28 protein-coding genes are annotated in these 24505 nt (G+C 65.3%); 14 read left to right on the top strand and 14 right to left on the bottom strand.

Going from position 1 to position 24505, the window contains the following annotated elements:
- Window positions 1–23: 23 nt before the first annotated feature.
- Window positions 24–431 carry a TIGR03668 family PPOX class F420-dependent oxidoreductase gene (locus A9W99_RS03140; RefSeq protein WP_067373181.1) on the bottom strand — a complete coding sequence of 136 codons (408 nt, stop codon included), beginning with the start codon at window positions 429–431 and terminating at the stop codon, window positions 24–26.
- Between the two features lie 42 nt (window positions 432–473).
- On the opposite strand from A9W99_RS03140, the gene A9W99_RS03135 reads away from it, so the two are divergent.
- The 5 genes from A9W99_RS03135 (at window position 474) to A9W99_RS03115 (ending at window position 6152) form a co-directional block, all read left to right on the top strand.
- Window positions 474–935 carry a nuclear transport factor 2 family protein gene (locus tag A9W99_RS03135; protein WP_067373178.1) on the top strand — a complete coding sequence of 154 codons (462 nt, stop codon included), beginning with the start codon at window positions 474–476 and terminating at the stop codon, window positions 933–935.
- A 131-nt stretch (window positions 936–1066) separates the two neighbouring features.
- Window positions 1067–2128 (top strand): S1C family serine protease, encoded by a 1062-nt coding sequence (locus A9W99_RS03130; protein WP_067373175.1) that lies wholly within the window; start codon window positions 1067–1069, stop codon window positions 2126–2128.
- Window positions 2129–2230: 102 nt separating this feature from the next.
- Entirely contained in the window at window positions 2231–4027 is a 1797-nt protein-coding gene (treS, locus tag A9W99_RS03125) for a maltose alpha-D-glucosyltransferase (protein ID WP_067373570.1), read from the top strand.
- Window positions 4028–4073: 46 nt separating this feature from the next.
- The gene (locus tag A9W99_RS03120; RefSeq protein WP_067373173.1) at window positions 4074–5435 is read left to right on the top strand and encodes a maltokinase; all 1362 of its coding nucleotides are present in this window, start codon (window positions 4074–4076) and stop codon (window positions 5433–5435) included.
- Between the two features lie 9 nt (window positions 5436–5444).
- Window positions 5445–6152, top strand: a complete 708-nt coding sequence (locus A9W99_RS03115; RefSeq protein ID WP_067373170.1) for a YoaK family protein — start codon at window positions 5445–5447, stop codon at window positions 6150–6152.
- Between the two features lie 66 nt (window positions 6153–6218).
- Here A9W99_RS03115 and ag85C read toward each other — a convergent pair whose 3' ends face one another.
- From ag85C to A9W99_RS03085, 6 genes are all read right to left on the bottom strand, one after another.
- Entirely contained in the window at window positions 6219–7220 is a 1002-nt protein-coding gene (ag85C, locus tag A9W99_RS03110; protein ID WP_067373167.1) for a diacylglycerol acyltransferase/mycolyltransferase Ag85C, read from the bottom strand.
- Between the two features lie 236 nt (window positions 7221–7456).
- Window positions 7457–8281, bottom strand: a complete 825-nt coding sequence (locus A9W99_RS03105; RefSeq protein ID WP_067373164.1) for an ABC transporter permease — start codon at window positions 8279–8281, stop codon at window positions 7457–7459.
- Window positions 8271–9101, bottom strand: a complete 831-nt coding sequence (locus tag A9W99_RS03100) for an ATP-binding cassette domain-containing protein (protein WP_067373161.1) — start codon at window positions 9099–9101, stop codon at window positions 8271–8273. The genes A9W99_RS03105 and A9W99_RS03100 overlap by 11 nt, the downstream gene beginning before the upstream one ends.
- The gene (locus tag A9W99_RS03095) at window positions 9098–9550 is read right to left on the bottom strand and encodes a MarR family winged helix-turn-helix transcriptional regulator (protein ID WP_067373158.1); all 453 of its coding nucleotides are present in this window, start codon (window positions 9548–9550) and stop codon (window positions 9098–9100) included. Before A9W99_RS03095 ends, A9W99_RS03100 begins: the two co-directional genes overlap by 4 nt.
- Before the next feature lie 127 nt (window positions 9551–9677).
- Window positions 9678–10175 carry a metallophosphoesterase gene (locus A9W99_RS03090; protein WP_067373568.1) on the bottom strand — a complete coding sequence of 166 codons (498 nt, stop codon included), beginning with the start codon at window positions 10173–10175 and terminating at the stop codon, window positions 9678–9680.
- 182 nt (window positions 10176–10357) lie between these two features.
- Window positions 10358–10894 (bottom strand): DUF4232 domain-containing protein, encoded by a 537-nt coding sequence (locus tag A9W99_RS03085; protein WP_067373155.1) that lies wholly within the window; start codon window positions 10892–10894, stop codon window positions 10358–10360.
- Window positions 10895–10986: 92 nt separating this feature from the next.
- Between A9W99_RS03085 and A9W99_RS03080 the strand changes: the two genes are divergently transcribed.
- Window positions 10987–11442, top strand: a complete 456-nt coding sequence (locus A9W99_RS03080; protein WP_067373564.1) for a MaoC family dehydratase — start codon at window positions 10987–10989, stop codon at window positions 11440–11442.
- 17 nt (window positions 11443–11459) lie between these two features.
- Here the strand turns inward: A9W99_RS03080 and A9W99_RS03075 are convergent, their stop codons facing one another.
- The 3 genes from A9W99_RS03075 to A9W99_RS03065 form a co-directional block, all read right to left on the bottom strand.
- A complete protein-coding gene (locus tag A9W99_RS03075; protein WP_067373152.1) occupies window positions 11460–12755 on the bottom strand; it encodes an acyl-CoA dehydrogenase family protein in 1296 nt (431 codons plus the stop codon).
- A 118-nt stretch (window positions 12756–12873) separates the two neighbouring features.
- The gene (locus A9W99_RS03070) at window positions 12874–13245 is read right to left on the bottom strand and encodes a nuclear transport factor 2 family protein (RefSeq protein ID WP_067373149.1); all 372 of its coding nucleotides are present in this window, start codon (window positions 13243–13245) and stop codon (window positions 12874–12876) included.
- A 261-nt stretch (window positions 13246–13506) separates the two neighbouring features.
- On the bottom strand, window positions 13507–14619 hold the full coding sequence (locus A9W99_RS03065; RefSeq protein WP_067373146.1) for a F420-dependent hydroxymycolic acid dehydrogenase: 1113 nt from the start codon (window positions 14617–14619) through the stop codon (window positions 13507–13509).
- 54 nt (window positions 14620–14673) lie between these two features.
- On the opposite strand from A9W99_RS03065, the gene A9W99_RS03060 reads away from it, so the two are divergent.
- Window positions 14674–15279: a GNAT family N-acetyltransferase gene (locus A9W99_RS03060; protein ID WP_067373143.1), complete on the top strand. Its 606-nt coding sequence runs from the start codon at window positions 14674–14676 to the stop codon at window positions 15277–15279.
- Between the two features lie 15 nt (window positions 15280–15294).
- Here A9W99_RS03060 and A9W99_RS03055 read toward each other — a convergent pair whose 3' ends face one another.
- Entirely contained in the window at window positions 15295–15969 is a 675-nt protein-coding gene (locus A9W99_RS03055) for a TetR family transcriptional regulator (RefSeq protein WP_067373140.1), read from the bottom strand.
- Between the two features lie 69 nt (window positions 15970–16038).
- On the opposite strand from A9W99_RS03055, the gene A9W99_RS03050 reads away from it, so the two are divergent.
- The 4 genes from A9W99_RS03050 (at window position 16039) to A9W99_RS03035 (ending at window position 19971) form a co-directional block, all read left to right on the top strand.
- Window positions 16039–17124, top strand: a complete 1086-nt coding sequence (locus tag A9W99_RS03050) for a ferredoxin reductase (RefSeq protein ID WP_067373137.1) — start codon at window positions 16039–16041, stop codon at window positions 17122–17124.
- Between the two features lie 19 nt (window positions 17125–17143).
- Window positions 17144–18253: an acyl-CoA desaturase gene (locus tag A9W99_RS03045; RefSeq protein ID WP_067373135.1), complete on the top strand. Its 1110-nt coding sequence runs from the start codon at window positions 17144–17146 to the stop codon at window positions 18251–18253.
- 123 nt (window positions 18254–18376) lie between these two features.
- The gene (locus A9W99_RS03040; protein ID WP_172828795.1) at window positions 18377–18901 is read left to right on the top strand and encodes an SRPBCC family protein; all 525 of its coding nucleotides are present in this window, start codon (window positions 18377–18379) and stop codon (window positions 18899–18901) included.
- Window positions 18901–19971, top strand: coding sequence for an LLM class flavin-dependent oxidoreductase (locus A9W99_RS03035; RefSeq protein ID WP_067373133.1), 1071 nt, complete (start codon window positions 18901–18903; stop codon window positions 19969–19971). Before A9W99_RS03040 ends, A9W99_RS03035 begins: the two co-directional genes overlap by 1 nt.
- Before the next feature lie 33 nt (window positions 19972–20004).
- On the opposite strand, the gene A9W99_RS03030 is transcribed toward A9W99_RS03035, so the two are convergent.
- Together A9W99_RS03030 and A9W99_RS03025 are read right to left on the bottom strand one after the other, a co-directional pair.
- Window positions 20005–20217, bottom strand: a complete 213-nt coding sequence (locus A9W99_RS03030) for a molybdopterin-binding protein (protein ID WP_067373131.1) — start codon at window positions 20215–20217, stop codon at window positions 20005–20007.
- A 39-nt stretch (window positions 20218–20256) separates the two neighbouring features.
- A complete protein-coding gene (locus tag A9W99_RS03025) occupies window positions 20257–20886 on the bottom strand; it encodes a TetR/AcrR family transcriptional regulator (RefSeq protein ID WP_067373128.1) in 630 nt (209 codons plus the stop codon).
- Between the two features lie 118 nt (window positions 20887–21004).
- Between A9W99_RS03025 and A9W99_RS03020 the strand changes: the two genes are divergently transcribed.
- Window positions 21005–22330, top strand: coding sequence for a cytochrome P450 (locus A9W99_RS03020; protein WP_067373125.1), 1326 nt, complete (start codon window positions 21005–21007; stop codon window positions 22328–22330).
- 28 nt (window positions 22331–22358) lie between these two features.
- Here A9W99_RS03020 and msrA read toward each other — a convergent pair whose 3' ends face one another.
- The gene (gene msrA / locus A9W99_RS03015; protein ID WP_067373122.1) at window positions 22359–22871 is read right to left on the bottom strand and encodes a peptide-methionine (S)-S-oxide reductase MsrA; all 513 of its coding nucleotides are present in this window, start codon (window positions 22869–22871) and stop codon (window positions 22359–22361) included.
- Window positions 22872–22954: 83 nt separating this feature from the next.
- Between msrA and A9W99_RS03010 the strand changes: the two genes are divergently transcribed.
- Both A9W99_RS03010 and A9W99_RS03005 read left to right on the top strand, forming a co-directional pair.
- Entirely contained in the window at window positions 22955–23461 is a 507-nt protein-coding gene (locus tag A9W99_RS03010; protein ID WP_067373119.1) for a nuclear transport factor 2 family protein, read from the top strand.
- The gene (locus A9W99_RS03005) at window positions 23461–24495 is read left to right on the top strand and encodes an NAD-dependent epimerase/dehydratase family protein (RefSeq protein WP_067373116.1); all 1035 of its coding nucleotides are present in this window, start codon (window positions 23461–23463) and stop codon (window positions 24493–24495) included. The genes A9W99_RS03010 and A9W99_RS03005 overlap by 1 nt, the downstream gene beginning before the upstream one ends.
- Window positions 24496–24505: the final 10 nt, after the last annotated feature.

Genomic DNA, 24505 nt, shown 5'->3' with positions numbered 1-24505 from the left:
GCACACGACGCGACGTAAGTTACTCAGGCCTGCCAGCCGGCCCAGCGGCGCACCGTAACCACGATTACCGGACCATTCAACGGAACAGCTTGGTACTGACCGTATTTGGCGCGCAATAGCCGGTATCCCGTGTGCATCGCGTCGTCGTCGGTGTGGATCGTGGCGACACCGTCGGCCCGGACCCACCACAGCTGCGTCCAGTCCTCGGTGTAGTGGTCGACGAGGAGGCTGACGTGCGGATTGTGCTCGATGTTGGTCAGGCGGCGCAGCCGTTGAGTCGTCTTCGGCTTCGCGTCGACGGCGGTGTAGATGCAATCTTGATCGACCGCGAACACCACCGGAACGAGGTGCGGCGTGCCTTCGGGAGAGACGGTGGCCAGCCGCGCCACCGGGGACTGTGCGAACCTGACCGCCGGGTCGAATTGGCCCACTGGACCAGCTTAGAAGGGCTGCGGCCGCGCTAACTTAACTGCATGCAGGCCGAGGCGCAGATCGCGAACCTTCTCTACCGCTATGCCGAGTGCATCGATACCGGCGACCTGGCCGCAGCGGCCGAACTGTTCGAACACGCCCGCATCCGCGTCGGCGGGCCCGATCCCGGCCATGACACGGTCGACGCCACCGGGCTGCTGGGAATCTGGAAATCGCTGATCCTGCTTTATCCGGACGGCACGCCCCGAACCAAGCACGTGGTCAGCAACCCGATCATCGACATCGACGAAGACGCCGGAACGGCCGACTGCCGCAGCTACTACACGGTGCTGCAGCAAACCGACGAGTTCCCGTTGCAGACCATCGTCACCGGCCGCTATCACGACCGCTTCGAGCGCGTGGAGGGCCAATGGCGATACTCCTACCGCGACCTCACGCTCATCGACATGGTCGGTGACGTCAGTCACCACCTCACGCGTCCGATTGCGCCCACGGCCGGCTGACGCTGGGATTAGAAAGACTGAGTTGGCTACCTGGACTACGGTGATCTAGACGGTGTCCGGCCTAGGCCGAAGGCCCAGAACCAAAGGCTGAGACAATTTTGATCCTTTCCCCGACGCAGGAGGTTACGCCGATGAGCAAAGCGCACCACCGCTCCCTGAGGTGGTCATGGCTGGTCAGTCTGCTGGCTGCGGTCGGGCTGGGCGTGGGCCTGGTCGCCGCGCCGGCCCACGCCGGAACCCCGGGGACGCTGGCGCTCGACCGCTTCGGCGACCGACCTCCGCTACCGCTCGACGCAGCGTCGATGGTCGCCCCGCAGGTTGTCGACATCAGCACCAGGTTCGGCTACAACAACGCGGTGGGCGCCGGAACGGGCATCGTCATCGACCCCAACGGCGTCGTGCTGACCAACAATCACGTGATCTCCGGCGCCACCGACATCAGCGCGTTCAGCGTCGCCGACGGCCGCACTTACGGCGTCGACGTCGTCGGCTACGACCGCAGCCAGGATGTCGCGGTGCTGCAGCTGCGCGGGGCCGGCGGTCTTCCGGCTGCCGCGATCGGCGGTGGGGTCACCGTCGGTGAGCCGCTGGTCGCGCTGGGCAATGCCGGTGGTGCCGGCGGAGCGCCCACGGCGGTATCCGGGCGCGTCGTCGCGCTCAACCAGAGGGTGCAGGCCACCGACACCCTGACCGGCGCCACCGAGACGCTGGGCGGTTTGATCCAGGTCGACGCCCCGATCAAGCCCGGTGACTCGGGTGGGCCCCTGGTCAACCAAGGTGGGCAGGTAGTCGGCGTGAACACCGCCGCTACCGAGAGCTACAAGATGTCCGGCGGGCAGGGCTTCGCGATTCCGATCGGCCAAGCGATGGGCGTGGCCAACGCGATCCGCGGCGGCGCCGGCTCCAATACCGTGCACATCGGCCCGACAGCCTTCCTCGGGATCGGTGTCGTGGACAGCAACGGCGGTGCGCGGGTCGAACGCGTGGTTGGCACCGGCCCCGCCGCCGGAGCCGGGATTTCCGTCGGCGACGTCATCACCGCGGTCGACGGTGTCCCGATCAACTCGGCCACCGCGATGACGGATGTGCTCGTCCCGCATCACCCTGGGGACACCATCGCTGTGACGCTGCGCACCAAGACCGGCGAGAACCGCACGGTGACCGTCGCGTTGGCAGATGGGCCGCCGGCCTGACGTCGCTATACTGCCCGGCCGCCCAATTCGATTGTGGCCGCACATGATTCCCGGCGTGATTCCCGAGGCCGCCCGTCGGGTACACGTGGCATCGTGGAATTGATGAACGACGCAGACCGCGCTGTCCACCTTGTCGAGCACCATTCCCACCATTCCGGAGAGGGCAGTCACGTTGAGGGTGGCGTCGTCGAACACCCCAACGTCGAGGACTTCGGTAACGCCACCAAGCTGCCTGCCGACCCCACGTGGTTCAAGCACGCGGTCTTCTACGAGGTGTTGGTCCGCGCGTTTTTCGACGCCAGCGCGGACGGTTCCGGGGACTTGCGTGGACTGATCGAGCGACTGGACTACCTGCAATGGCTCGGCATCGACTGCATCTGGCTGCCGCCGTTTTACGACTCACCACTACGCGACGGCGGCTACGACATCCGGGACTTCTACAAGGTGCTGGACGAGTTCGGCACCGTCGACGACTTCGTGGCCCTGCTCGATGCCGCGCACCAGCGCGGAATCCGGGTAATCACCGATTTGGTGATGAATCACACATCGGAGTCGCATCCGTGGTTTCAGGAGTCACGCCGCGACCCCGACGGTCCGTACGGTGACTACTACGTCTGGAGCGACACCAGCGAGAAGTACACCGACGCCCGGATCATCTTCGTCGACAGCGAAGAGTCGAATTGGACCTTCGACCCGGTGCGCCGGCAGTTCTACTGGCACCGGTTCTTCTCCCACCAGCCGGACCTGAACTACGAAAACCCAGCCGTGCAGGAAGCGATGATCGACGTCATCCGGTTCTGGCTGGGCCTGGGCATCGACGGCTTCCGGCTGGACGCCGTGCCCTACCTGTTCGAGCGCGAAGGCACCAACTGCGAGAACCTGCCCGAGACGCATGCGTTCCTCAAGCGGGTCCGCAAAGTCGTCGACGACGAATTCCCCGGCCGGGTGCTGCTGGCCGAAGCCAACCAGTGGCCCGCCGACGTGGTCGAGTACTTCGGCGACGCCACGACAGGCGGCGACGAGTGCCACATGGCGTTCCACTTCCCGCTGATGCCACGAATCTTCATGGCGGTACGCCGCGAGTCGCGCTTTCCGATCTCGGAGATCCTGGCCCAGACGCCACCCATCCCGGACCTGGCCCAGTGGGGGATCTTCCTGCGCAATCACGACGAGTTGACGCTGGAAATGGTCACCGACGAAGAACGCGACTACATGTACTCCGAGTACGCCAAGGATCCGCGGATGAAGGCGAATGTCGGCATCCGCCGCCGATTGGCGCCACTGCTGGACAACGATCGCAATCAGATCGAGCTGTTCACGGCGTTGCTGTTGTCGCTGCCTGGTTCGCCGGTGCTCTATTACGGCGATGAAATCGGCATGGGCGACGTGATCTGGCTGGGAGACCGGGACGGCGTCCGCACGCCCATGCAGTGGACGCCAGACCGCAACGCCGGCTTCTCCACCGCCAACCCCGGGCGCGTGTACCTGCCGCCCAGCCAGGACCCGGTGTACGGCTACCAGGCCGTCAACGTCGAGGCGCAGCGCGACACATCGACGTCGCTGCTCAACTTCACCAGGACGATGCTGGCGGTGCGCCGCAGACATGAGGCGTTCGCGGTCGGGGCCTTCCAGGAATTAGGGGGATCTAACCCGTCGGTGCTGGCCTTCGTGCGGCAAGCGCCGGGTGAGCACGGCGACACGGTCCTGTGCGTCAATAACTTGTCGCGGTTTCCCCAGCCCATTGAACTGAACTTGCAGCATTGGAACAACTACACGCCCGTCGAGCTGACCGGGCAGGTGAATTTCCCGCGCATCGGACACCTGCCCTATCTGCTCACGCTGCCCGGACACGGGTTCTACTGGTTCCAGTTGTCAGAATCCGACGAGGAGCACCCGTGATCACGCTTGCGACGATGCAGGGCGTAGCGATGAGGAGCAGCGTCAAATGACTTCTGCAGTCCAGCTGGCGGCGAAGCTGCCCTGGTCAGAGTGGCTTCCGCAGCAACGTTGGTACGCCGGCCGTAGTCGCGAACTCAAGACCGCCGAGCCGGCTGTGGTTGTCCCACTGCGGGAGAACCTCGACTTGGTACTGGTCGACGTCGCCTATACCGACGGATCGTCGGAGCGCTACCAGGTGATCGTGGGCTGGGATGCCGCGCCCATCTTCGAGTTCAGCACGGTGGCCACGATTGGCGCGGCCGACGATCGCACCGGTTTCGACGCGCTCTATGACGTGAGCGCCCCGCAATACCTGTTGTCGCTGATCGACTCGTCAGCAGTGCGGGGGTCGTCGGGCATTGAAGTGCGATTCGCTCCGGAACCCGATGTCAAGCTCCCGGTGGAGGCATATCCCCGTGTGCTGGACGCCGAGCAAAGCAATACCAGCGTGATCTTCGACCCGCAGGCGATCTTCAAGGTGTTCCGCCGGGTCAGCAACGGCATCAACCCCGACATCGAGCTGAGCAGGGTACTGGGGCGCGCCGGCAACCCGCATGTGGCGCGTCTGCTCGGCGTCTACGAGCTCACTGCACCGGAGCAGTCGGATGAGGACGCGTGCCCGCTGGGCATGGTGACCGAATACGAGCCCAACGCCGCCGAGGGCTGGGCGATGGCAACCGCCAGCGTCCGTGACCTGTTTGCCGAAGGCGACCTGTATGCCCACGAAGTCGGTGGCGATTTCGCTGGCGAGTCTTACCGGCTCGGCGAAGCCGTCGCCTCTGTCCACGCCACCCTCGCCGACCGCCTGGGAACCGCTCAAGCGAACTTTCCGGTGGATACCATGCTTGCGCGCCTGTCGTCGACGGTCGCGGCGGTGCCGGATCTGGGTCAGTACGCGGCCACGATCGAAGAGCAATTCCGCAAGCTCGCGGGAGAGCGGATCGTGGTCCAACGGGTGCACGGCGATCTGCATTTGGGTCAGGTGCTGCGCACCCCGGAGAGTTGGCTGCTGATCGACTTCGAAGGCGAACCCGGACAGCCGCTCGACGAGCGCCGGGCGCCGGATTCACCGCTGCGCGACGTAGCCGGTGTCTTGCGCTCCTATGAGTACGCCGCTTACGGCCCACTGGTCGACCACACGGGCGACAAACAGCGCGCCGCACGCGCCCGTGAATGGGTCCAGCGCAACCACGCCGCGTTCTGCGACGGCTACGCGGCGGCCTCCGGCGTCGACCCACGGGATTCGGCGTTGCTGCTGGCCGCCTACGAGCTGGACAAGGCCGTTTACGAGACCGGTTATGAGGCGCGGCACCGGCCCGGATGGCTGCCCATCCCGCTGCGGTCGATCGCCCGCCTCACCGCCGCATAGGGTGTCAGGGTGGCAAACGAGATTTTCAACAGCGAGTCGCGGCTGTCCTGGGTGCTGGCAGCCCTGGCAGGTGTTCTCGGGGCAACCGCGTTCACCCACTCCGCCGGCTACTTCGTCACGTTCATGACGGGCAACGCGCAACGCGCCATCCTCGGCTACTTCCGGAACGACGTGGTGTTGTCGGTGACGGCAGGGCTGTTGCTGCTGTGCTTCGTCTCCGGCGTCGTGGTCGCCTCGGTGTGCCGGCGCCATTTCTGGGTGGCACACCCGCACGGGCCGACCGTGTTGACGACTTTCAGCCTGCTGCTCGCCACCGCGATCGACATCATCGTCGGCAAGTGGAGCCAGACTCAGCTCGATTTCATCCCGATCATGGTCGTGGTCTTCGGGGTCGGCGCCCTGAACACGTCGTTCGTCAAGAACGGCGAGGTCTCGGTGCCGCTCAGCTATGTCACCGGCACGCTGGTGAAAATGGGCCAGGGCATCGAACGCCACATCGCCGGCGGACGGGCGGCGGACTGGCTCGGCTACTTTCTGCTGTTGAGCAGCTTCATCTTGGGGGCGACGGTCGGTGGCGTGATCAGCATGTTCGTCAGCGGAACCCAGATGCTCGGGATGGCCGCGATCGTGTGTGCGTTGACGACCGCTTACACCTACTTTCACCAGGACCGCCGTGTTCTGCTGGAGAGCAGCCAAGAGCAGCAAAAGGTGGAGTAGCGCCCAAAAAGCATCGGCAGCAGCGCTGGCCGTTGCACTGCTGCCGATGCCGGCTTGGGTCGGCTGCTACGCGGCGTTGCCGCCGGCGTTGAGCACCTGCAGGATGTCGGGCTTCATGGCCATCAGCTGCTGGTTCCAATACGGCCACGAGTGCGTGCCGTTGGTCGGGAAGTTGAACACTCCGTTGTGTCCGCCCGACGCGGCGTAGGTGCTCTGGAACGTCTGGTTGGTGCGCAGGGTGAGGCCTTCCAGGAACTTCGCCGGCATGTTGTCGCCGCCGAGGTCGCTCGGTGTGCCGTTACCGCAGTAGACCCAGATCCGGGTGTTGTTGGCGACCAGACGTGGAATCTGGACCATCGGGTCGTTGCGCTTCCACGCCGGGTCGGTGGACGGGCCCCACATGCTGTTGGCGTTGTAGCCGCCGGCGTCGTTCATCGCCAGACCGATCAGCGTCGGCCACCAGCCCTCAGACGGGTTCAGAAAGCCTGACAGCGAAGCGGCGTAGGGGAACTGCTGCGGGTAGAAGGCCGCCAGTACCAGCGCCGCGCCACCCGACATCGAAAGGCCCACTGCCGCATTGCCGGCCGGCGAAACCTGCTTGTTGGCTTGCAGCCAGGCGGGCATCTCCTGAGTCAGGAACGTCTCCCACTTGTAGGTGTAGTTCTGGCCGTTGCCCTGCGACGGCTGATACCAGTTGCTGTAGAAGCTGGACTGGCCGCCGACCGGCATGATTACCGACAGGCCGGACTGGTAGAACTCCTCGAACGCGGGGGTGTTGATGTCCCAGCCGTTGAAGTCGTCTTGTGCCCGAAGGCCGTCGAGCAAGTAAATCGCGTGCTGCCCGCCACCTTGGAACTGAACCTTGATGTTGCGGCCCATCGACGGCGAAGGCACCTGCAGGTATTCCACTGGCAGGCCCGGCTTGGAGAACGCCCCCGCGGTCCCCGTGCCACCGACGACGGCGACCAGACCGGATAACAGGGCAGCGCCTACAGCCGCGATAGCCAGCCGGCGCGGCCAAGTTGCCGTGGCGCCGCGTAACTTTCGCACTTCTTCGAAGAACGACATAGCTCCCTACCCATCTCGACTTTGATCTGCCGCGCGCTGCGGTGGAATCTCGCTCTGGGCGAGTCAAACACAGGGGCACTGCGGATTTCGGGTGTCACGGCCGGGGTACGACGTCGCGGTTGGCTAACGATTAAGCGTCGGCGCGGACTCGAATGTGGTGAGCCGCTAACCGCGGGCAGACGCAAAATCACCCATTTCGTGCCGAAATAAGGTGATTTTGCGTCTGCTCGCCGGTGTTAGGTGACCAAGCGGCGCAACAGTGTTGACGCCGTGACGATTCCAAGCACCGCCGCCACCAGCAGCACCACGATGTCCAGCGGGTGGAACGGCGTGCCGATCAACAGTGCGCGCAGTGCGTCGACCTCGTAGCTCAGCGGGTTGACCCGGCTCAGCGCGTGTAGCCAGCCCGGCATCACGTCGACCGGGTAAAGGGCGTTGGAGGCGAAGAACAACGGCATGGTGATCGCCTGTCCAATACCCATCAGGCGTTCGCGATTGCGCACCAGGCCGGCCAGCGTCATCGACAGGCACGCGAAGAAGCCGGCGCCGAGCATCACCGTGCCCATTGCCGCCAGGATCCGCAGCGGATTGATGGTTAGGCCGACATGCATCAGATAGGCCAGCGCCAGCACGCCGACGACCTGGGCGACCGATCGCACGCCGGCCGCGAATGCCTTGCCGGTGATTAGTGCCGACGGCGGCGCCGGGGTCGCCATGATCTTGGCCAGAATACCGGCGTCTCGATCCCAAATGATCTGTATCCCATAGAAGATCGAGATGAACAGCGCCGATTGCGCGATGATGCCCGGCGCCAGGAAGGCCAGATAGGACACCGAGCCGGTGTTGATGACGTGCAAGTGGCTGAACGTGGTTCCGAAGATCAACAGCCACAGCGCCGGCTGCACCATCCTGGTGACGAGCTCGGTGCGGTCGTGTTGCAGCTTCTGCAGTTCGACGATTGCGAACGTGCTGATGCGGCTCAACGTGACGCCGACCCGTTGCCAGCCGTGCGGGGCACGGACGAGACGGGCGTCGTCTTTGACGGCTGGGTCAACCTGCATGGCTGGCAGCCTTTCTGCTGGAACGTATTTCGCGTATGCCGGGTGATTCCTCGGCCGCGTCGTCCAACCCGGAAGCCGCGTAGTGGCGAAACACATCCTCGAGCGTCGCGTGCGCCGAGCCGTTGGGTATCTGGGTCTTCAACTTCGCGGGCGTTCCCACGGCCCGTAACACGCCGTGATGCATCAGCGCGACCCGATCGCACAATGCGTCGGCCTCTTCCATGTAATGGGTGGTGAGCAGCACCGTCATGCCGAACCGCGCCTGCATGTTCTGCACTTGGGTCCATACCCGGTCACGGGCGATCGGATCGAGCCCCACGGTCGGTTCGTCGAGCACCAGCAGTGAGGGCCGGTTCACCAGTGCTTGGGCCACTTCCAGGCGCCGGATCATGCCACCCGAATACGTCGCTGCCAGCCGGTCCCCGACATCCAATAGGTCCATCGCCTCCAGCGCCTGATTCACCCGGTCGGTCCGATCGGCGCGCCGCACTCCGTACAACCGCGCGAACCACTGCACGTTCTGCCGGCCGGTCAGCGCCGGTTCGATCGAAAGCTGTTGGGGCACATAGCCAATATTGCTCCGAATGTCCATGGTTTGCTGGCGGGCATCCATTCCGAAGATGCGTAATTCACCCTGCTGCACCGGGGTCAACGTGGTCAGCATCTTCACCAACGTCGTCTTTCCGGCGCCGTTGGGTCCCAGCAGGCCCATCGTTTCGCCCGGCCGTACCTGCAGCGTCAAATCGTCGACGGCGGCGAACCGCCCATAGCGAAAGGTCAAGTGCCGGCAGTCGATCGCCATCGGCAGCGATCCGCTCATGAACTTCGCTCCTGCAATCGCCGGATCATCGTGTCAAGAACCTCCAATCCCCTTGTCAGGGTTTCGATTTGAGCGTCGTCAAGTTCGTCCAGCACTTCGGACAGCACGGCTCGCCGCGTGGCGCGAGACGCGTCGACGACCTGCTGGGCGGGCTCTGCGAGCCGCAACTGGCAGGTGCGACGGTCGGCCTCGCCGACGGTCCGGACCAGCAAGCCGTTGGCCACCAGTTTGGAGACCAGAGTCGACGCGGTGTTGGGTACCAGTCCGAGTTCGGCGGCGGCGGCGCTGACGGATATCCCGGGCCGGCGGCCGACGAGCCACAACAGCTCCGACTGCGACTCGGACAGCCGGGTGGAGTCGAACCCGCGCCCGGCTGACCGGCGCAGTTGCCGACGGAATCTGCCTACAACGCCGAACACATCGGAGACCAGGTCAGTACGAGTCTTCATTGTTTCGATAATACCTCTGTATACGAGCTATCTATGTGTCAGCTATGTCGCCGTTATATGTCGGGTTGGTATCTGGGGCGGGCGCTCGGGCGACGTGCGGAGGCCGTCGGATTTCAAAATCGTCGGGCTACTTCTCGACGCGATGGAGCACCACATCTGTAAGTGCCCCGTTTCGAGCCTCGGCAGTCATATAGCTGCAAAACGGCTGGCGGCGGCGATCGGTCGGGGAGCCGGGGTTCAGCAGGTGCAAGCCCGTTTTCGTCGTCGTATCCCAGGGGATGTGGCTGTGCCCGAACACCAGGACGTCGCTGTCGGGGTACAGCCGCGACATGCGGGTTTCACGCCCCGACGCGGCGCCGGTCTCATGCACGACGGTGAACCGCAGACCCGCCAGCGTCACGTCGGCGCGTTCGGGCAGCCGGGCCCGCAAGAGGGGACCGTCGTTGTTTCCCCAGCACGCGATCAGTCGGGTGGCCCTGGATTCCAGCTGATCGAGCAGTTCCGGCATCACCCAGTCGCCGGCGTGGAATACGACGTCTGCGCGCGCTACTTCGGCCCATACCTGCGCAGGCAGGTCGCGCGCGCGTCGCGGGATGTGCGTGTCGGCAATCAGGAGCAGCCTCACCGTGTCATCTTGCGCCATCGTTGCGGTCGCTGACTTCGTTGGCGTCGTCGGGGCAGGTCTCTTCCCCATACGTGCCGTCGTCTGCACCTTCGGCGGCACGCGAACGCGACTCATGGGACTCTGCTTCCCCGCCGCACACTCACACCAAAGCCGCCAGCGGACAGCGACTCCGGCACTGACGTTCAGTCGGCGGTCAGCGGGTGGACCTGCAGATCGCACAGACCCTCGTTGGGCCCGATCGAGACGGGGATGTCAAATGTTTGCCACGTCCCTGGCGGTATCACCTGTAAGGGTATGGAGGTGGGAGCCGACCCGTAGGTGCGGCAGTCCGGATCTTGCGATGTGCCGGTAGCGACCCATTCGACCATCGCATGCGCTCCGTGACCGGGCACCAGCGTCGCCGTCGCACCGGGCGTCGCGCCGCCCAGGTAGCCCTGCGGTGTCGGCTTGGCCTGGATTTGCGTTCCGGTCGGTACCAGGGCGACGACCGCCGGATAGCCCGACAGCTGACAGGCACTGACCTCGGGTTGCGCGGTGAAATTCAGCTGGATGGAGCGATGACCCACCCCGGCCTGCTGCGGGCCCGCGGCCACCGATAGCTGCTGAATGTCGCACGGTGCTATCTCCGGGTCGGCATGGGCGGCACCCACGGAGCCCATCGTCGTCGCGGTGGCTGTCAGCCACACCGCCGCGGTCCAGGTGGCCAGCGTTGTTCTCATAGCCTGTCCTTTGTAGTCGGTCGCGGGCTCCCTCGCCAGGTTCGCCGATGCCGAGTGGCACGATGTTGATCACCCAAGCAGAGGAGAGACCCATGCGCACCTTTGAGTCAGTCGCCGACCTCGCCGCCGCTGCGGGCGAGACCATCGGGCAGAGCGACTGGGTGACCATTACCCAAGAAGACGTCAACAAGTTCGCCGACGCGACCGGCGATCACCAGTGGATCCACGTCGATCCGGAACGAGCTGCCAAGGGCCCGTTCGGCACGACCATCGCGCACGGCTTCATGACCCTGTCGCTGTTGCCGCGGCTGCAGCATCAGATGTACACCGTCAACGGCATCAAGTTGGCAATCAACTACGGCCTCAACAAGGTTCGGTTCCCCGCGCCGGTGCCGGTCGGCTCCCGGGTGCGTGCGACGAGCTCGCTGGTCAGTGTCGACGACGTCGGCAACGGTGCGGTGCAGGCTACGGTGTCGACGACGGTGGAGATCGACGGATCGCCGAAGCCGGCGTGCGTGGCGGAAAGCGTCGTCCGCTACATCACCTAGTGGGCGTCTGCTCGCCGTCAAAATTCGGCGATAGCGTGTTCCAGACGCTCGGCCAGCCGGGCCTGGGCCTCGGCGCGGCGGGTCGGGATGTGCTGCGACGGGAATGGCGTTGTCACCGGCTGGTATTCGCGCAACGTTCGACGGGCCACCGTCATCTTGTGCAGTTCCGTGGCCCCGTCGGCGATGCCCAGTGACTCGGCACCGATCAGCATTTTGACGAACGGCATCTCGTCGGAAACGCCGAGCGCGCCGTGCAGGTGCATCGCTCGTTGCGCCACGTCGTGCAGCACCTGGGGCATCGCGACCTTCACCGCCGCGATGTCACGCCGGACCTTCTGGTAGTCGTCGTGCTTGTCGATCAGCCAGGCGGTGCGCAGGACCAGCAGCCGGAATTGTTCGATCTGGATCCAGCTGTCGGCGATCTTCTCCTGCGTCATCTGGAGATCGGCCAACCGCCCGTGCCGGGTCTGCCGCGACACCGCGCGTTCGCACATCATGTCAAACGCCTTGCGGGCCAGCGCAATTGTGCGCATGGCGTGATGGATGCGACCACCGCCGAGCCGCGTCTGCGCGATCATGAACGCCTTGCCCTCACCGCCGAGCACGTGGTCGGCCGGTACTCGGACATTGTGGTAGCGGACGTAGGCGTGGCTGGCGTGCTTCGCCGATTCAGCTCCCACACCGACATTGCGGACAATCTCGATGCCGGGGGTCTCGGCCGGCACGATGAACAGCGACATCTTGTCGTAAGTGCGTGACTCGGGATTGGTGACGGCCATGACGATGAAGAACGATGCGTGCTTGGCGTTGGTGGAAAACCACTTCTCCCCGTTGATGATCCAATCGTCACCGTCGCGCGTCGCGGCCGTGACGAACATCCCGGGATCGGAACCGCCCTGCGGTTCGGTCATCGAATAGCACGAGGTAATCTCACCGTCGAGCAGCGGCTGCAGATAGCGGGCCTTCTGCTCGTCGGTGCCGAACAGCGCGAGAATCTCGGCGTTCCCGGAATCCGGTGCCTGGCAGCCGAATACCGATGGCGCCCACCGGGACCTCCCGAGGATCTCGTTGAGCAACGCGAGCTTCACCTGACCGAACCCTTGGCCGCCGAGCTCGGGCCGCAGGTGGGCGGCCCACAGGCCTTGTTCCTTCACCTGCTGCTGCAACGGCCGCAGGATCGCCATCATCTCCGGGTTCTTCTTGTCGTACGGGTCGAGGGCAACCAGATCGAGCGGCTCGAGTTCGTCGACCATGAATTTCTCGACCCAGTCCAGCTTCGCCTGGTATTCCGGGTCCGTTTCGAAGTCCCACACGTCGGCAACCGTTCCCCGGTGCCGCGTCGCACCGGCTCTGTTTTGACTTGTCCGGTGCATGTGTGCACCGGGCCTTGCTGATGAAGTCAGACCATCGTAAAGCTGATGCGACGGGGTTCTATAGCGCCCGAATGTCCGAAGGTGACCAGAAGGCCCGCATCGAGGTGATCTTGGCGTCCTCGTCGAACGTCATCAGCGAGATGGGCGACATCCGGCTGCGGCTGTCGCCGGCGTGGAGGGTGAGGTGCCATAGGAAGGCCGCTTCGTGGCCGCAGACCCGAAGCTCCACGAGTTCGGTCTCCTTCTTGAGGTCTTGGACGTTCGCATAGAACTCGTGAATCGCGTCATGGCCGCGGCGGAGATCGGATCCGATCGGATCCTCGAGGGTGGCATCGGGGGCATACAGGGCCACGACATCGTCGGCCGTGCCCTTGGCGACGAGTTCGAGATAGCGCTTGACGGTCTGGGCGATGGCTTCCTGGGATGGCATGGCCCCGCACGCTACACGGTCGGCGTCGAGAACGAGCCACGCCGTCCCAACGAACGGGTATTTACTACACTGCGTAGCAGTTACGGGATCCGGCCGGTCGAGGGTGGGGACATGATCATGGCCGAACAGTGCAGTGCGGCGCGCGATTTCGATATGTACTGATGGCTTTCGTTGTGTACCCAGGGATTTCGATCTGAGTCCAGGGCGGCCTCGGCGGAAATTTGCGCCCAGGCTTCATTGACACGACGCTCGCGCGCGCACTCAGTGCAGTTTGGGTAGCACGTTGGTGCGGTAGAAGTCGATGGCGGCTATCGGATCCTGCTGGGGGAAATGCAGATAGGGCACGGCTCCGACGTCGAGAACCGCTTGCACTGCCCGGATGTGAACGGCCGGGTCGGTGCCGACCGTCCAGTTCGCCAGCACCTTCTCGGTGGGGTGGGATTCCGCGGCCCGCTGGATCTCGACGGGATTGGGCTGGTCGACGGCTCCGGCGGTGAAACGCCATAACACGGCGGCCTGGGCGGCCGTGTTCTGATCGCCCACCACGGCAAACAGCTCGGCTCGTTTGCCCATTTTGGCGGGATCGTGGCCGGCGGCATGCGCGCCTGCGCTGAAGGCGTCGAGCAGTTTCGGGCTCTCCAGGTCGCGGACTTGGGTGATCCAGCCGTCGCCGTACTGGCCGGCCAACCGGGCGCTCTTGGGCCCGCTGGCGGCGACGAAGATCGGCGGCGGGGTGGACGGCAGATCGTAGAGCTTCAGCGAGTTGGTCTGAAAGTACCGGCCACTGAAGGAGATTCGGTCACCGCTCCACAGCTGGCGGATCAGCTCGATCGCCTCGATCAGCCGGTCATGACGCTCGGTATAGCGGCCGAACATGTTGGTCGCAGCCTGTTCGTTGAGCCGTTCTCCGGTGCCCAGCCCCAAGAACACCCGTCCAGGGCTCAGGATGGCCAGTGAGGCGAAGGCCTGGGCCACGGTCGCCGGGTGGTAGCGGTAGGTCGGACACGTTACTCCGGTGCCGAATGAAATGCGGCTGGTGCTGCTTCCCACCAGCGCCAGCGTGAGCCACGGAAACATCGAGTGGCCCTCGTTGTCCTGCCACGGTTGCAGGTGGTCGCTGGCCCACACATGCTGAAAGCCGGCCCGCTCGGCGGCTTGTGCTTGCGCCACCAGCTGGTCTGTGCGAAATTGCTCGTGCGACAACACAACTCCCACGTTTTTGGTCGGCGGCGGGGGGGGTATCGGCGACGGCGAGGGCGACGGTGCCGCCGGAGTCTTGCGGCTGGTTGTACAGGCACTGGCCAACCCTCCGGCGCCGGCTGCGCCCACGCCGGCCGCGAGGGCACCAAACGTCCGTCTTGAGATACCGGTCATCGGAGCGGAATACCCGTGACGTCACCGGCCACACTTGCCGCTACCGTGGCACGAATGATCCCGCAGGCCCGTCCGGCAGACAAAGCCGATGTGCGCGCGCTCTCGCATATCCTGGCCCGGGCCTTCTACGACGATCCGGTCATGCTGTGGCTGCTCCCTGATGACAAGTCCCGGATCGCACATCTGCGCCGGTTGTTCGCCACGATGACCCGCCATCATCATCTGTCCCGCGGCGGCGTCGAGGTTGCCTGTGCGGGGTCCGACATCGGCGCGGCGGCACTGTGGGATCCACCGCAGCAGTGGCAGGAAACCCGCCGCGGAAAGCTGGCGATGGTGCCGACGTTCGTGCGAGTGTTCGGCCGCCGGGTGGCAATAGGCAGTGCCGTACAGGAAGTGATGAAGCGCGCGCATCCCGAAGAGCCGCACTGGTATCTGGCCGTCATCGGCAGTGACCCGACGGTGCGCGGCCAGGGGTACGGTCAGGTGTTGATGCGATCACGGTTGCAGCGCTGCGATGCCGAATACTGCCCGGCCTACCTCGAGTCCTCGAAGCCCGACAATGTGCCGTACTACGAGCGTTTCGGCTTCAAGGTCACCGGCGAGATCAAGTTGCCCCATGGTGGCCCGCCGATCTGGCCGATGTGGCGGGAACCGCGGTAAGACGGCGGGCTCGGCTCAGGGGGTGCTGCGCCAGCCGGCGACGCCGATGGCGATCATGCGCAGCTGCTTGACGGCTATCCGGTGAATCTCGTTCAGCGCCTCGGCGCTCTGGGCGTCCTCGATGGCCTCGGCGGTGACGATCATCGCGTTGACGAAAAGGCTTGCCAGCACGTTGAGATCTTCTGTGCTCCATTCGTTCAGACGCGGAAAGCGCGCCAGGTCTGTGGCCAGCTCCGAGGTGATCAGCCGGATCTCGGTGCGAATCGCATAGCGCAGTACCGAAACGCCGGTCGAGCGTTCGCGGGCGATGAAGCGCCAATGCTCACGCTGTTCGGCCACGCTGCCCACCAGGATCTCGACGGATGACTCGATGACCCGGCTCGGATCGAGCTTGCCGGCACGCGCTCCGCGCAGTGTGTCACGCAGGCTGCGAAACGACTCGTCGATCAGGACCAGTCCGAGCGCCTCCATCGATTCGAAGTGACGGTAGAAGGCCGCGGGCACGATCCCGGCCTCCCGGGTGACCTCGCGCAGGCTCAGGTTGCTGAAGCTGCGGTCGTTGAGCAGCTTGAGCGACGCGGAGATGATGGCGCGCCGCGTGGCCTCTTTGCGCTCCTCGCGGGAACGGCTGTCCCGGCCCTTTTCGCTGCCGGAGCGTCGGGTATGTGAGCTAGGAGTACGACTGTTCACTATGTGAACCGTAACACAGAGCTGCCGAAACCCTTGACCACCTGCGCCGGGAGGTGTCACGGTGTACACATGTTCACTCAAACTTTCACTCGGACGATCGCCCGGCGAGTCCTGAGTTCTGACCTTATCGATCTGCTCACCGGTCCGCACGGCGTCGACCGGTACACCGAGCTTGTGACGCCGACGTGGACGTCGGGCCAAGCCCGCGCCAAGGTGATGGACGTGCGACGGACCACGCCGCGCAGCGTCACCCTGACCCTGGCTCCGAACGCCGCGTTCACTGACCGCAACACCGTCAAGGCGGGCCAGTTCGTCAACGTGACCGTCGAGATCGACGGCCGCATGCACTCGCGCTGCTACTCGCCGGCCAATGTGGAAGGCAGCGGACAGCTCGAGCTGACGATCGGCCACCACGAGGGCGGGCTGGTGTCGAACTACCTCTACGAGCGCGCCCGCCGCGGCATGGTGGTGGGTCTCGACGGTGTCGGCGGCGACTTCGTATTGCCTGAGCAACGTCCGCGGCGGATCCTGTTCGTCTCCGGCGGCAGCGGCATCACACCGGTAATGGCGATGCTGCGCACACTGGTCGCCGAGGGTCATTTGAAGAATCAGGGCAGCGAGATCGCCTTCGTGCATTACGCCCGCACGGCTCAGGAAGCCTGCTACCGCGATGAGCTGACCACGCTGCCCGGGGTTCGGGTGCTGCACGGATACACCCGGTCGGACGCCGGCGACCTGGTCGGCCGGTTCGGGGCGGAGCATCTGGCTGCCGCGATGCCGTCGCCCGACGCGGTGTTCGCCTGCGGTCCAACGCCTTTGGTCGAGGCGGTAAAGCAACACTGCGAGAACGTCTACTCCGAGAGCTTCGTGCCCCCGGTGTTCGAGCCGCCGGCGAATCCGTCGGGCGGCCGAATCACCTTCGCGGACAGCGGAGTTGACCTCGTCGACGACGGACGCTCGCTGCTGGAGCAAGCCGAATCGGCCGGCCTCAAGCCGCAAAACGGATGCCGGATGGGCATCTGCCACACCTGCACTCGGCGCAAGGTCTCGGGAGCGGTGCGCAATCTGACCACCGGTGCCGTCTCGACCGGGCCCGACGAGGACGTGCAGATCTGCGTAACAGTCCCCGTCGGCGACGTCGATATCGCCCTCTAACAGCCCAAAGGAGTAACTCATGTCAAACAAGATCACCCTCACCAAAGAGCAGGCCGACGCCTTCGGCAGTGAGCTCGACGCCATCAAGGAACGCGTGATGGCCGACCTCGGCGAAGAGGACGCCGAATACATCCGCCGGGTCATCAAGACGCAGCGGGCCCTGGAAGTCGGTGGCCGCGCGCTGTTGTTCCTGCCGCCGGCCTGGCTGCTCGGCACCGCGATGCTGGGCGTCGCGAAGATCCTGGACAACATGGAGATCGGCCACAACATCATGCACGGCCAATACGACTGGATGCGAGACCCGACGATCTCCGGCCGAGAGTTCGAGTGGGACACGGCCTGCCCGGCCGACCAGTGGCGGCACTCGCACAACTACATGCACCACACCCACACCAACATCGTCGGGATGGACCGCGACATCGGCTACGGCATCATCCGGATGAGCGAAGACCAGCCCTGGGAACCGTACTTCCTGGGTAACCCGGTCTACGCGTTCCTGCTGATGGTGCTGTTCCAGTACGGCGTCGCATTGCACGAACTGGAAACCGAGCGGATCCGCTCCGGTGAGATCAAGCTGCGCGACAAGCGCGAGACGCTGCGGGAGATCTGGAAGAAGACCCGCCGGCAGACGCTGAAGGACTACGTCGCGTTCCCGCTACTGGCCGGCCCGTTCGCGCCGTTCGTGTTCACCGGCAACCTCACCGCCAACTTGATGCGCAACGTGTGGTCGTACATGATCATCTTCTGCGGCCACTTCCCGGACGGCACTCAGGAATTCAGCGTCGAGGAAACCAAGGGCGAGTCCCGCGGCCAGTGGTATTTCCGCCAGGTGCTCGGGTCGGCAAACCTAACCGGCGGCAAGGTCTTTCACCTGCTGTCCGGCAACCTGTCGCACCAGATCGAGCACCACCTGTTCCCGGACATGCCGGCCCGGCGGTACGCCGAGATCGCGCCCGAGGTGCAGGAGATCTGCGAACGCTACGGCATCCCCTACAACAAGGGCCCGCTGCTGCAGCAGTTCGGCACCGTCGTCCGCAAGATCGTCCGGCTCACCTTTCCGGACTCCTGGAAATTGCGGTCGCGCGGTAAGGCCGCCGCGCCGGCCGAAAAGGAGCTTGTTGCCGCATAGCCTCAGCGAGCCTGCGCTGAGGGCGCCGAGACTGCGTCCAGGGTGTGTCTCCTCGACATCGGGCCGCCCTGGACGCAGTCTCGAGCCATGCCGTAGGCGCTTTATCGGCCCGGCGAGAGCACAATGGTCGCCGTGGAGTGGACCGGCGCGCGTTATGCGGACAGGCCGACGGTGGAGGCGTCGATTTGGATCGACGCCGACCCCGCCCGGGTCTGGAGCCTGGTCTCCGATATCGAGCTGATGCCCACCCTGAGCAGTGAGCTACAGGCCGTGGAATGGGCCGACGGCGCCGACCGGCCCCGCGTGGGCGCCCGCTTCGTCGGCCATAACGAACACCAGGCATTCGGACGATGGACCACCACCTCGCATATCGTGGTCTGCGACGAGCCCCGCGAATTCACCTGGGCCGTTGGTGATTTGGACACCCCTTCGGCGACCTGGCGTTTCCGGCTGGTACCCAGGGACGGCGGGACGGCTCTGAGCTATCGGGCGCAGATGGGGCCGGGCCGCTCGGGTTTGTCGGTGGCCATCGACTCGATGCCCGACAAGGAACAGAAGATCGTGTTCGTACGGCTGCGAGAGTTCGAGGCGGCGATCGACAAGACGCTGGCGGCGATCAAAAGGCTCGCCGAACACGGGGTGCGTTGATGCGTACCGCCACGACGGTCGAACTCTCCGGTTCGGCCAAGGATGTGGTCGAGTTCGCCGTCGAGGCCGAGCAGCTGGGATTGGACGTCTGCTGGGTCGCCGAGGCATGGGGCACGGACGCCCCGTCGGCGCTGGGCTACATCGCGGCCCGGACGCAGCGCATGCAACTGGGCTCCGGTGTGCTGCAGGTCGGTACCCGGTCGCCGGTGGTGGTGGCCCAGACCGCAATCACGCTGTCCAACCTGTCGTCAGGGCGTTTCCTGCTCGGCTTGGGCGCGTCGGGCCCGCAGGTGATCGAGGGTCTGCACGGCGTGTCCTTCAGCCGTCCGCTGGCCCGGATCCGCGAGACCGTCGACATCGTGCGGCAAGTGTTCGCGGGCGGCAAAATCTCCTACTCCGGCAACGAGTTTCAGATTCCCCGCCCGGGCGGCGACGCAGTACCCATGCGGCTGTCGACGCGACCAGAGCACGCCATCCCGATCTACCTGGCCGCGCTGTCGCCGGCGATGCTGCGGTTGACCGGGCGGATCGCCGACGGCTGGCTGGGCACCAGCTTCGTTCCCGAAGGCGCCGCAAGCGCTTACTTCACCCACCTCGACGAGGGGCTGGCCGCCGCCCGCCGCCGTCGCACCGACATCGACATCTGTCAGGGCGCCGAGGTCGCGTTCGCGTCCGACGAACACGAGCTGAGCAACATGATTGCCGGCCGCAAAATGGAGCTCGCATTCAGCCTGGGCGGGATGGGCTCGGCGAACACGAACTACTACAACCAGGCCTACAGCCGGCAGGGCTGGGCCGACGTCGCCGCCGAGGTGCGTGAGCGCTGGCAACGCGGTGACCGCGAAGGCGCAGCCGGGCTGGTGACCGACGAGATGGTGCTGGCCACGACGCTGATCGGCACCGAGGAGATGGTTCGCGCGCGGCTCGCGGTGTGGCGCGACGCCGGTGTGAACACCGTGCGACTGTATCCCGCGGGCGACACCGTTGACGCCAAACTGCGGACCCTGGGCCGCGCCATCGAACTGGTCCGCGAAGTTGGTGCCGAGCAGACGCAAAATCCCCCAGAATAGGTCGAATTCAGGGGATTTTGCGTCTGCTCGCCATTAGTCGACGCCGACCGTCACCTCGGTCGACTTGATGAACACCGTCGCGGGCTGGCCGACCTCGAGGCCGAGGTCCAGGGCCGCGTCCTTGGTCAGCGAGGACGTGACGACCTGGTCGCCGCCGTCGAGCTGAACCTTGACGACTGCCATGACATTGCCCAGGTCCACTTCGGTGATGATGCCCTTGAGCTGGTTGCGGGTTGATAGGCGCATCGTGCGGTCCTCCAGTGGTCGACGGTCGGCAGACCGAGCCTACTGTCGAGGGCCGAGCAGAGCGATAGATGCATCCACCGCAGGTTCGACGATCTCGCGGACGGATCGTCCGTCCTCGACGGCCTGCGCGACGAGTTCGCGCAGCCCGCCCACCAGGATCACCGCCAGCGGAGGCGTCAGCGGGGGCAGGTTGGCGCGCCGGAAACCCGGGCTGCCGCTCAGCCCGATCAGCAGATTGGTCAGCAACTCCAAGCCATGACGCTGGAAGGGCCGGGCCACGTCGCCGAGAGACGGAAGTACGCGAATCCAGCTCAGCGTGATGGCCGGTCGCGACTCGATGTTGCCGACGTAGCCTTCCACGGCCTGCCGAATCTGCAGGTGCCAGTCCGCCTCGGGATCAACGGCCCCCCGGATGTCTTCGGCCATGATCTCGATCTCTGCCTGGAGCAGTTGCAAGAAGCATTGCTCCTTGCTGGCGAAATGGTCGTAGAAGGTGCGTTTCGAGGTGCGTGCGTGGCGGACGATGTCGGCGACGGTGGTGGCGGGGTATCCGCGCTCGCGGATGGAGGCGGCGAGGCCGTCGAGCAGCCGAAGCCGAAATGGGGCAACGGAATCCGCCGCGCCGGCGTTCAAATCGGCCGCGCCGGCCACAGGTGCCACTGATGTCATTGACCCCGGCCCTTTCAGGCTTGTCAGGTTTGGTACTACAGAGTACCGTACCTGGAAAGGCTCGCGGTACACCGTCGTACCAACCCGATCTCGGGCTGACATTGGGAGCAACAGCGTCATGACCGAAGTAGTCACCGCCCCATCGGTTTCCCCCGCAGTCCGGCTACCACCCGCGACCCGGCTGCCCAAGATCGTCCAGGGCGTCATCTTTTCGATGTCGCGGCGACGGATGTTCCGGTGGCTGGCACGCCGCTACGGCAACGTCTTCACGCTCAATGTCCCGATTTTCGGTCGGGTCACCGTCGTCGCCGATCCGCAGCTGGCCAAGCAGATCTTCACCACCAGCCCCGAGGAACTCGGCAACATTCAGCCCAACTTGAGCCGGTTGTTCGGCTCCGGCTCGGTGTTCGCACTCGACGGTGACGATCACCGTCGCCGGCGGCGGTTGTTGGCTCCACCGTTCCACGGCAAGAGCATGAAGCAATACGAGGCCATCATCGAGGAAGAGACCCTGCGGGAGACCGCGAACTGGCCGGAGGGCCGGCCAGTCGCAACCCTGCCGCCGACCATGCGGATCACGCTCAACGCGATCCTGCGCGCGATTTTCGGGGCCGACGGTGCCGAGCTCGACGAACTGCGCCGCATCATCCCGCCGTGGGTCACCCTGGGCTCGCGACTGGCGGGGTTGCCGAAACCTGAACGAAACTATGGCAGTTTCAGCCCCTGGGGCAGGCTGGCCGAATACCGACGGCAGTACGACCTGTTGGTCGACAGGCTGATCGACGCCGAGCGGTCAGACCCGAACTTCGCCGAGCGCACGGACGTGCTGGCGTTGATGCTGCGCAGTACCTACGACGACGGTTCGGTGATGTCGCGCAAGGACATTGGCGACGAGCTGCTCACCTTGCTGGCCGCCGGGCATGAAACTACCGCGGCCACGCTGGCCTGGGCATTCGAGCGGATAATCCGCCACCCGGACCTGCTGGCGGACCTGGTCGAGGAGGCCGATGGCGGCGGCAACGAGTTGCGGCAGGCGACGATCCTGGAAGTCCAGCGGGCCAGGACCGTCATCGATTTCGCCGGCCGCCACGTCTATCCAGAGGTCTACCAGCTCGGCGAATGGGTTCTGCCGCGCGGAGATTCGATCCTGATCAGCATCTCGCAGATCCACGAGAACCCCGACGTGTTCGCGGACCCGGAGCGCTTCGACCCGCAGCGGTACATCGAAGGCAAGCCGGCTACGTTCGCATGGCTGCCGTTCGGCGGCGGCGCCCGCCGTTGCGTGGGGGCCGCGTTCGCCAACATGGAAATGGACGTGGTGCTTCGAACGGTGTTGCGGCACTTCACCCTTGAGACGACTACCGCCCCCGCAGAGCGGTGGCACTGCCGCGGCGTTGCCTATACCCCGAAGGATGGTGGACGGGTCGTGGTCCACCGCCGTTGAGCCGCACCGGCTTTCGCTGACGAACGAGTCAATTGACGGGAGCCCGGCGCGGCAGCTTCCAGCCGGGCCGCACGTAGTGGCAGGTGTAGCCGTTCGGGTAGCGCTGCAGGTAGTCCTGGTGCTCGGGCTCGGCCTCCCAGAAGTCGCCGGCCGGGCTCACCTCGGTCACCACTTTGCCCGGCCACAAGCCCGATGCCTCGACGTCGGCGATGGTGTCCAGCGCGACGCGCTGCTGCTCCTCGTCGAGGTAGAAGATCGCCGACCGGTAGCTGGTGCCCAGGTCGTTGCCCTGCCGGTTCTTCGTGGTCGGGTCGTGGATCTGGAAGAAGAACTCCAGCAACGTGCGGTAGTCGGTGACCGAGGGGTCGAAGCTGATCTCGACGGCCTCGGCGTGCGTGCCGTGGTTGCGGTAGGTCGCGTTGGGGACGTCGCCGCCGCTGTAGCCGACACGGGTGGAGATGACCCCGGGCTGTTTACGAATCAGGTCCTGCATCCCCCAGAAACAGCCGCCGGCCAGGATGGCTTTCTGAGCGCTTGTCATTGTCGTCCTCCTAGCCGCGCCGGGATCCGATACGTCCGTCGTTTCGGCCCAGGCTACACTCCGGCGGTGAGGTGTAACGGCTTGTGAGCAGCCAGGAATTCGCCCGCAGCGAACTGGCGGGAGCCTTCGACAAATTCGAGCAGACGGTCGCCCGGGCCGCCGAAACCCGCGACTGGGACGCGTGGGTGGAGCAGTACACACCCGACGTCCTCTATATCGAACACGCGGCGGGCACTATGCGCGGCCGCGAGCAGGTCCGCGACTGGATTCAGCGAACGATGACGACGTTCCCAGGCAGCCACATGACCGCGTTCCCGACGTTGTGGTCGGTCATCGACGAGGCCACCGGGCGGATCATCCTCGAGCTGGACAACCCGATGCGCGACCCCGGCGACGGCAGCCTGATCAGCGCCACGAACATCTCGATCATCACCTATGCAGGCGACAATCTCTGGCGGCGTCAGGAGGACATCTACAACCCGCTGCGCTTCCTGAAGGCGGGGCTCAAATGGTGCCTCAAGGCGAAGGAGTTGGGCACCCTCGACGACGACGCGGCACGCTGGCTACGTGAGAACGGCGGCAGCCGCTGATGGCGAAAACCGCACGCGCGAAACCCAAACTGGTCATCGGAGCCAACGGCTTCCTGGGCTCACATGTGACCCGGCTGCTCGTCAAGGACGGCGAAGAAGTGCGGGCGATGGTGCGGCCTACCGCCAACACCCGCAGCATCGACGACTTGCCGCTCACCCGATTCGAGGGCGACGTCTTCGACACCGACACCGTGCGCGAGGCGATGGACGGCTGCGACGACGTGTACTACTGCGTCGTCGACACCCGCGCTTGGTTGCGCGATCCCGCACCGCTGTTCCGTACCAACGTCGAAGGGCTGCGCAACGTTCTGGACGTCGCGAAAGAGGCCGACCTGCATCGGTTCGTCTTCACCAGCAGCTACGTGACGGTCGGTCGCCGGCATGGGCACGTGGCCACCGAGGAAGACCGGATCGGTGACCTCCGAGTGACCGCCTACGTCCAATCCCGGTTGCAGGCCGAGGATTTGGTGCTGCGATATGTCGCGGAGCACGGCCTGCCCGCCGTCGCGATGTGCGTCTCGACCACCTACGGCGACGGCGACTGGGGCCGAACCCCGCATGGTGCCTTCATCGCCGGCGCGGTGTTCGGCAAGCTGCCGTTCCAGATGAACGGTATCCAGCTGGAAGCGGTCGGCGTCGATGACGCCGCCAGGGCGATGATCCTGGCGGCCGAACGCGGCCGGAACGGTGAGCGCTACCTCATCTCCGAGCGAATGATCCCGTTGAACGACGTCGTGCGGATAGCGGCCGACGAGGCGGGCGTGCCGCCGCCGCGACGCGCGGTCCCGGTCCCGGTGCTCTACGCCCTGGGTGCGTTGGGCAGCCTGCGGGGGCGGGTGACCGGCAAGGACGCCGAACTCAGTCTGGAGTCGGTGCGGATGATGCGCGCCGAGGCTCCCGTCGACCACACCAAAGCGGTACGGGAGTTGGGCTGGCAGCCGGCCCCGGTGGAGGAGTCGATACGCGGCGCGGCACGATTCTGGGCCGCGATGCGCAAGCCGGAAGCGGCGCGCGACCTATTCAAAGCCAACTAAGCTCGCGTCA

This window comes from Mycobacterium sp. 1164966.3, assembly GCF_001665395.1.
In the GTDB taxonomy this organism is placed as follows: Bacteria; Actinomycetota; Actinomycetes; order Mycobacteriales; family Mycobacteriaceae; genus Mycobacterium.
This window is presented reverse-complemented; position numbering and strand designations above follow the sequence as displayed.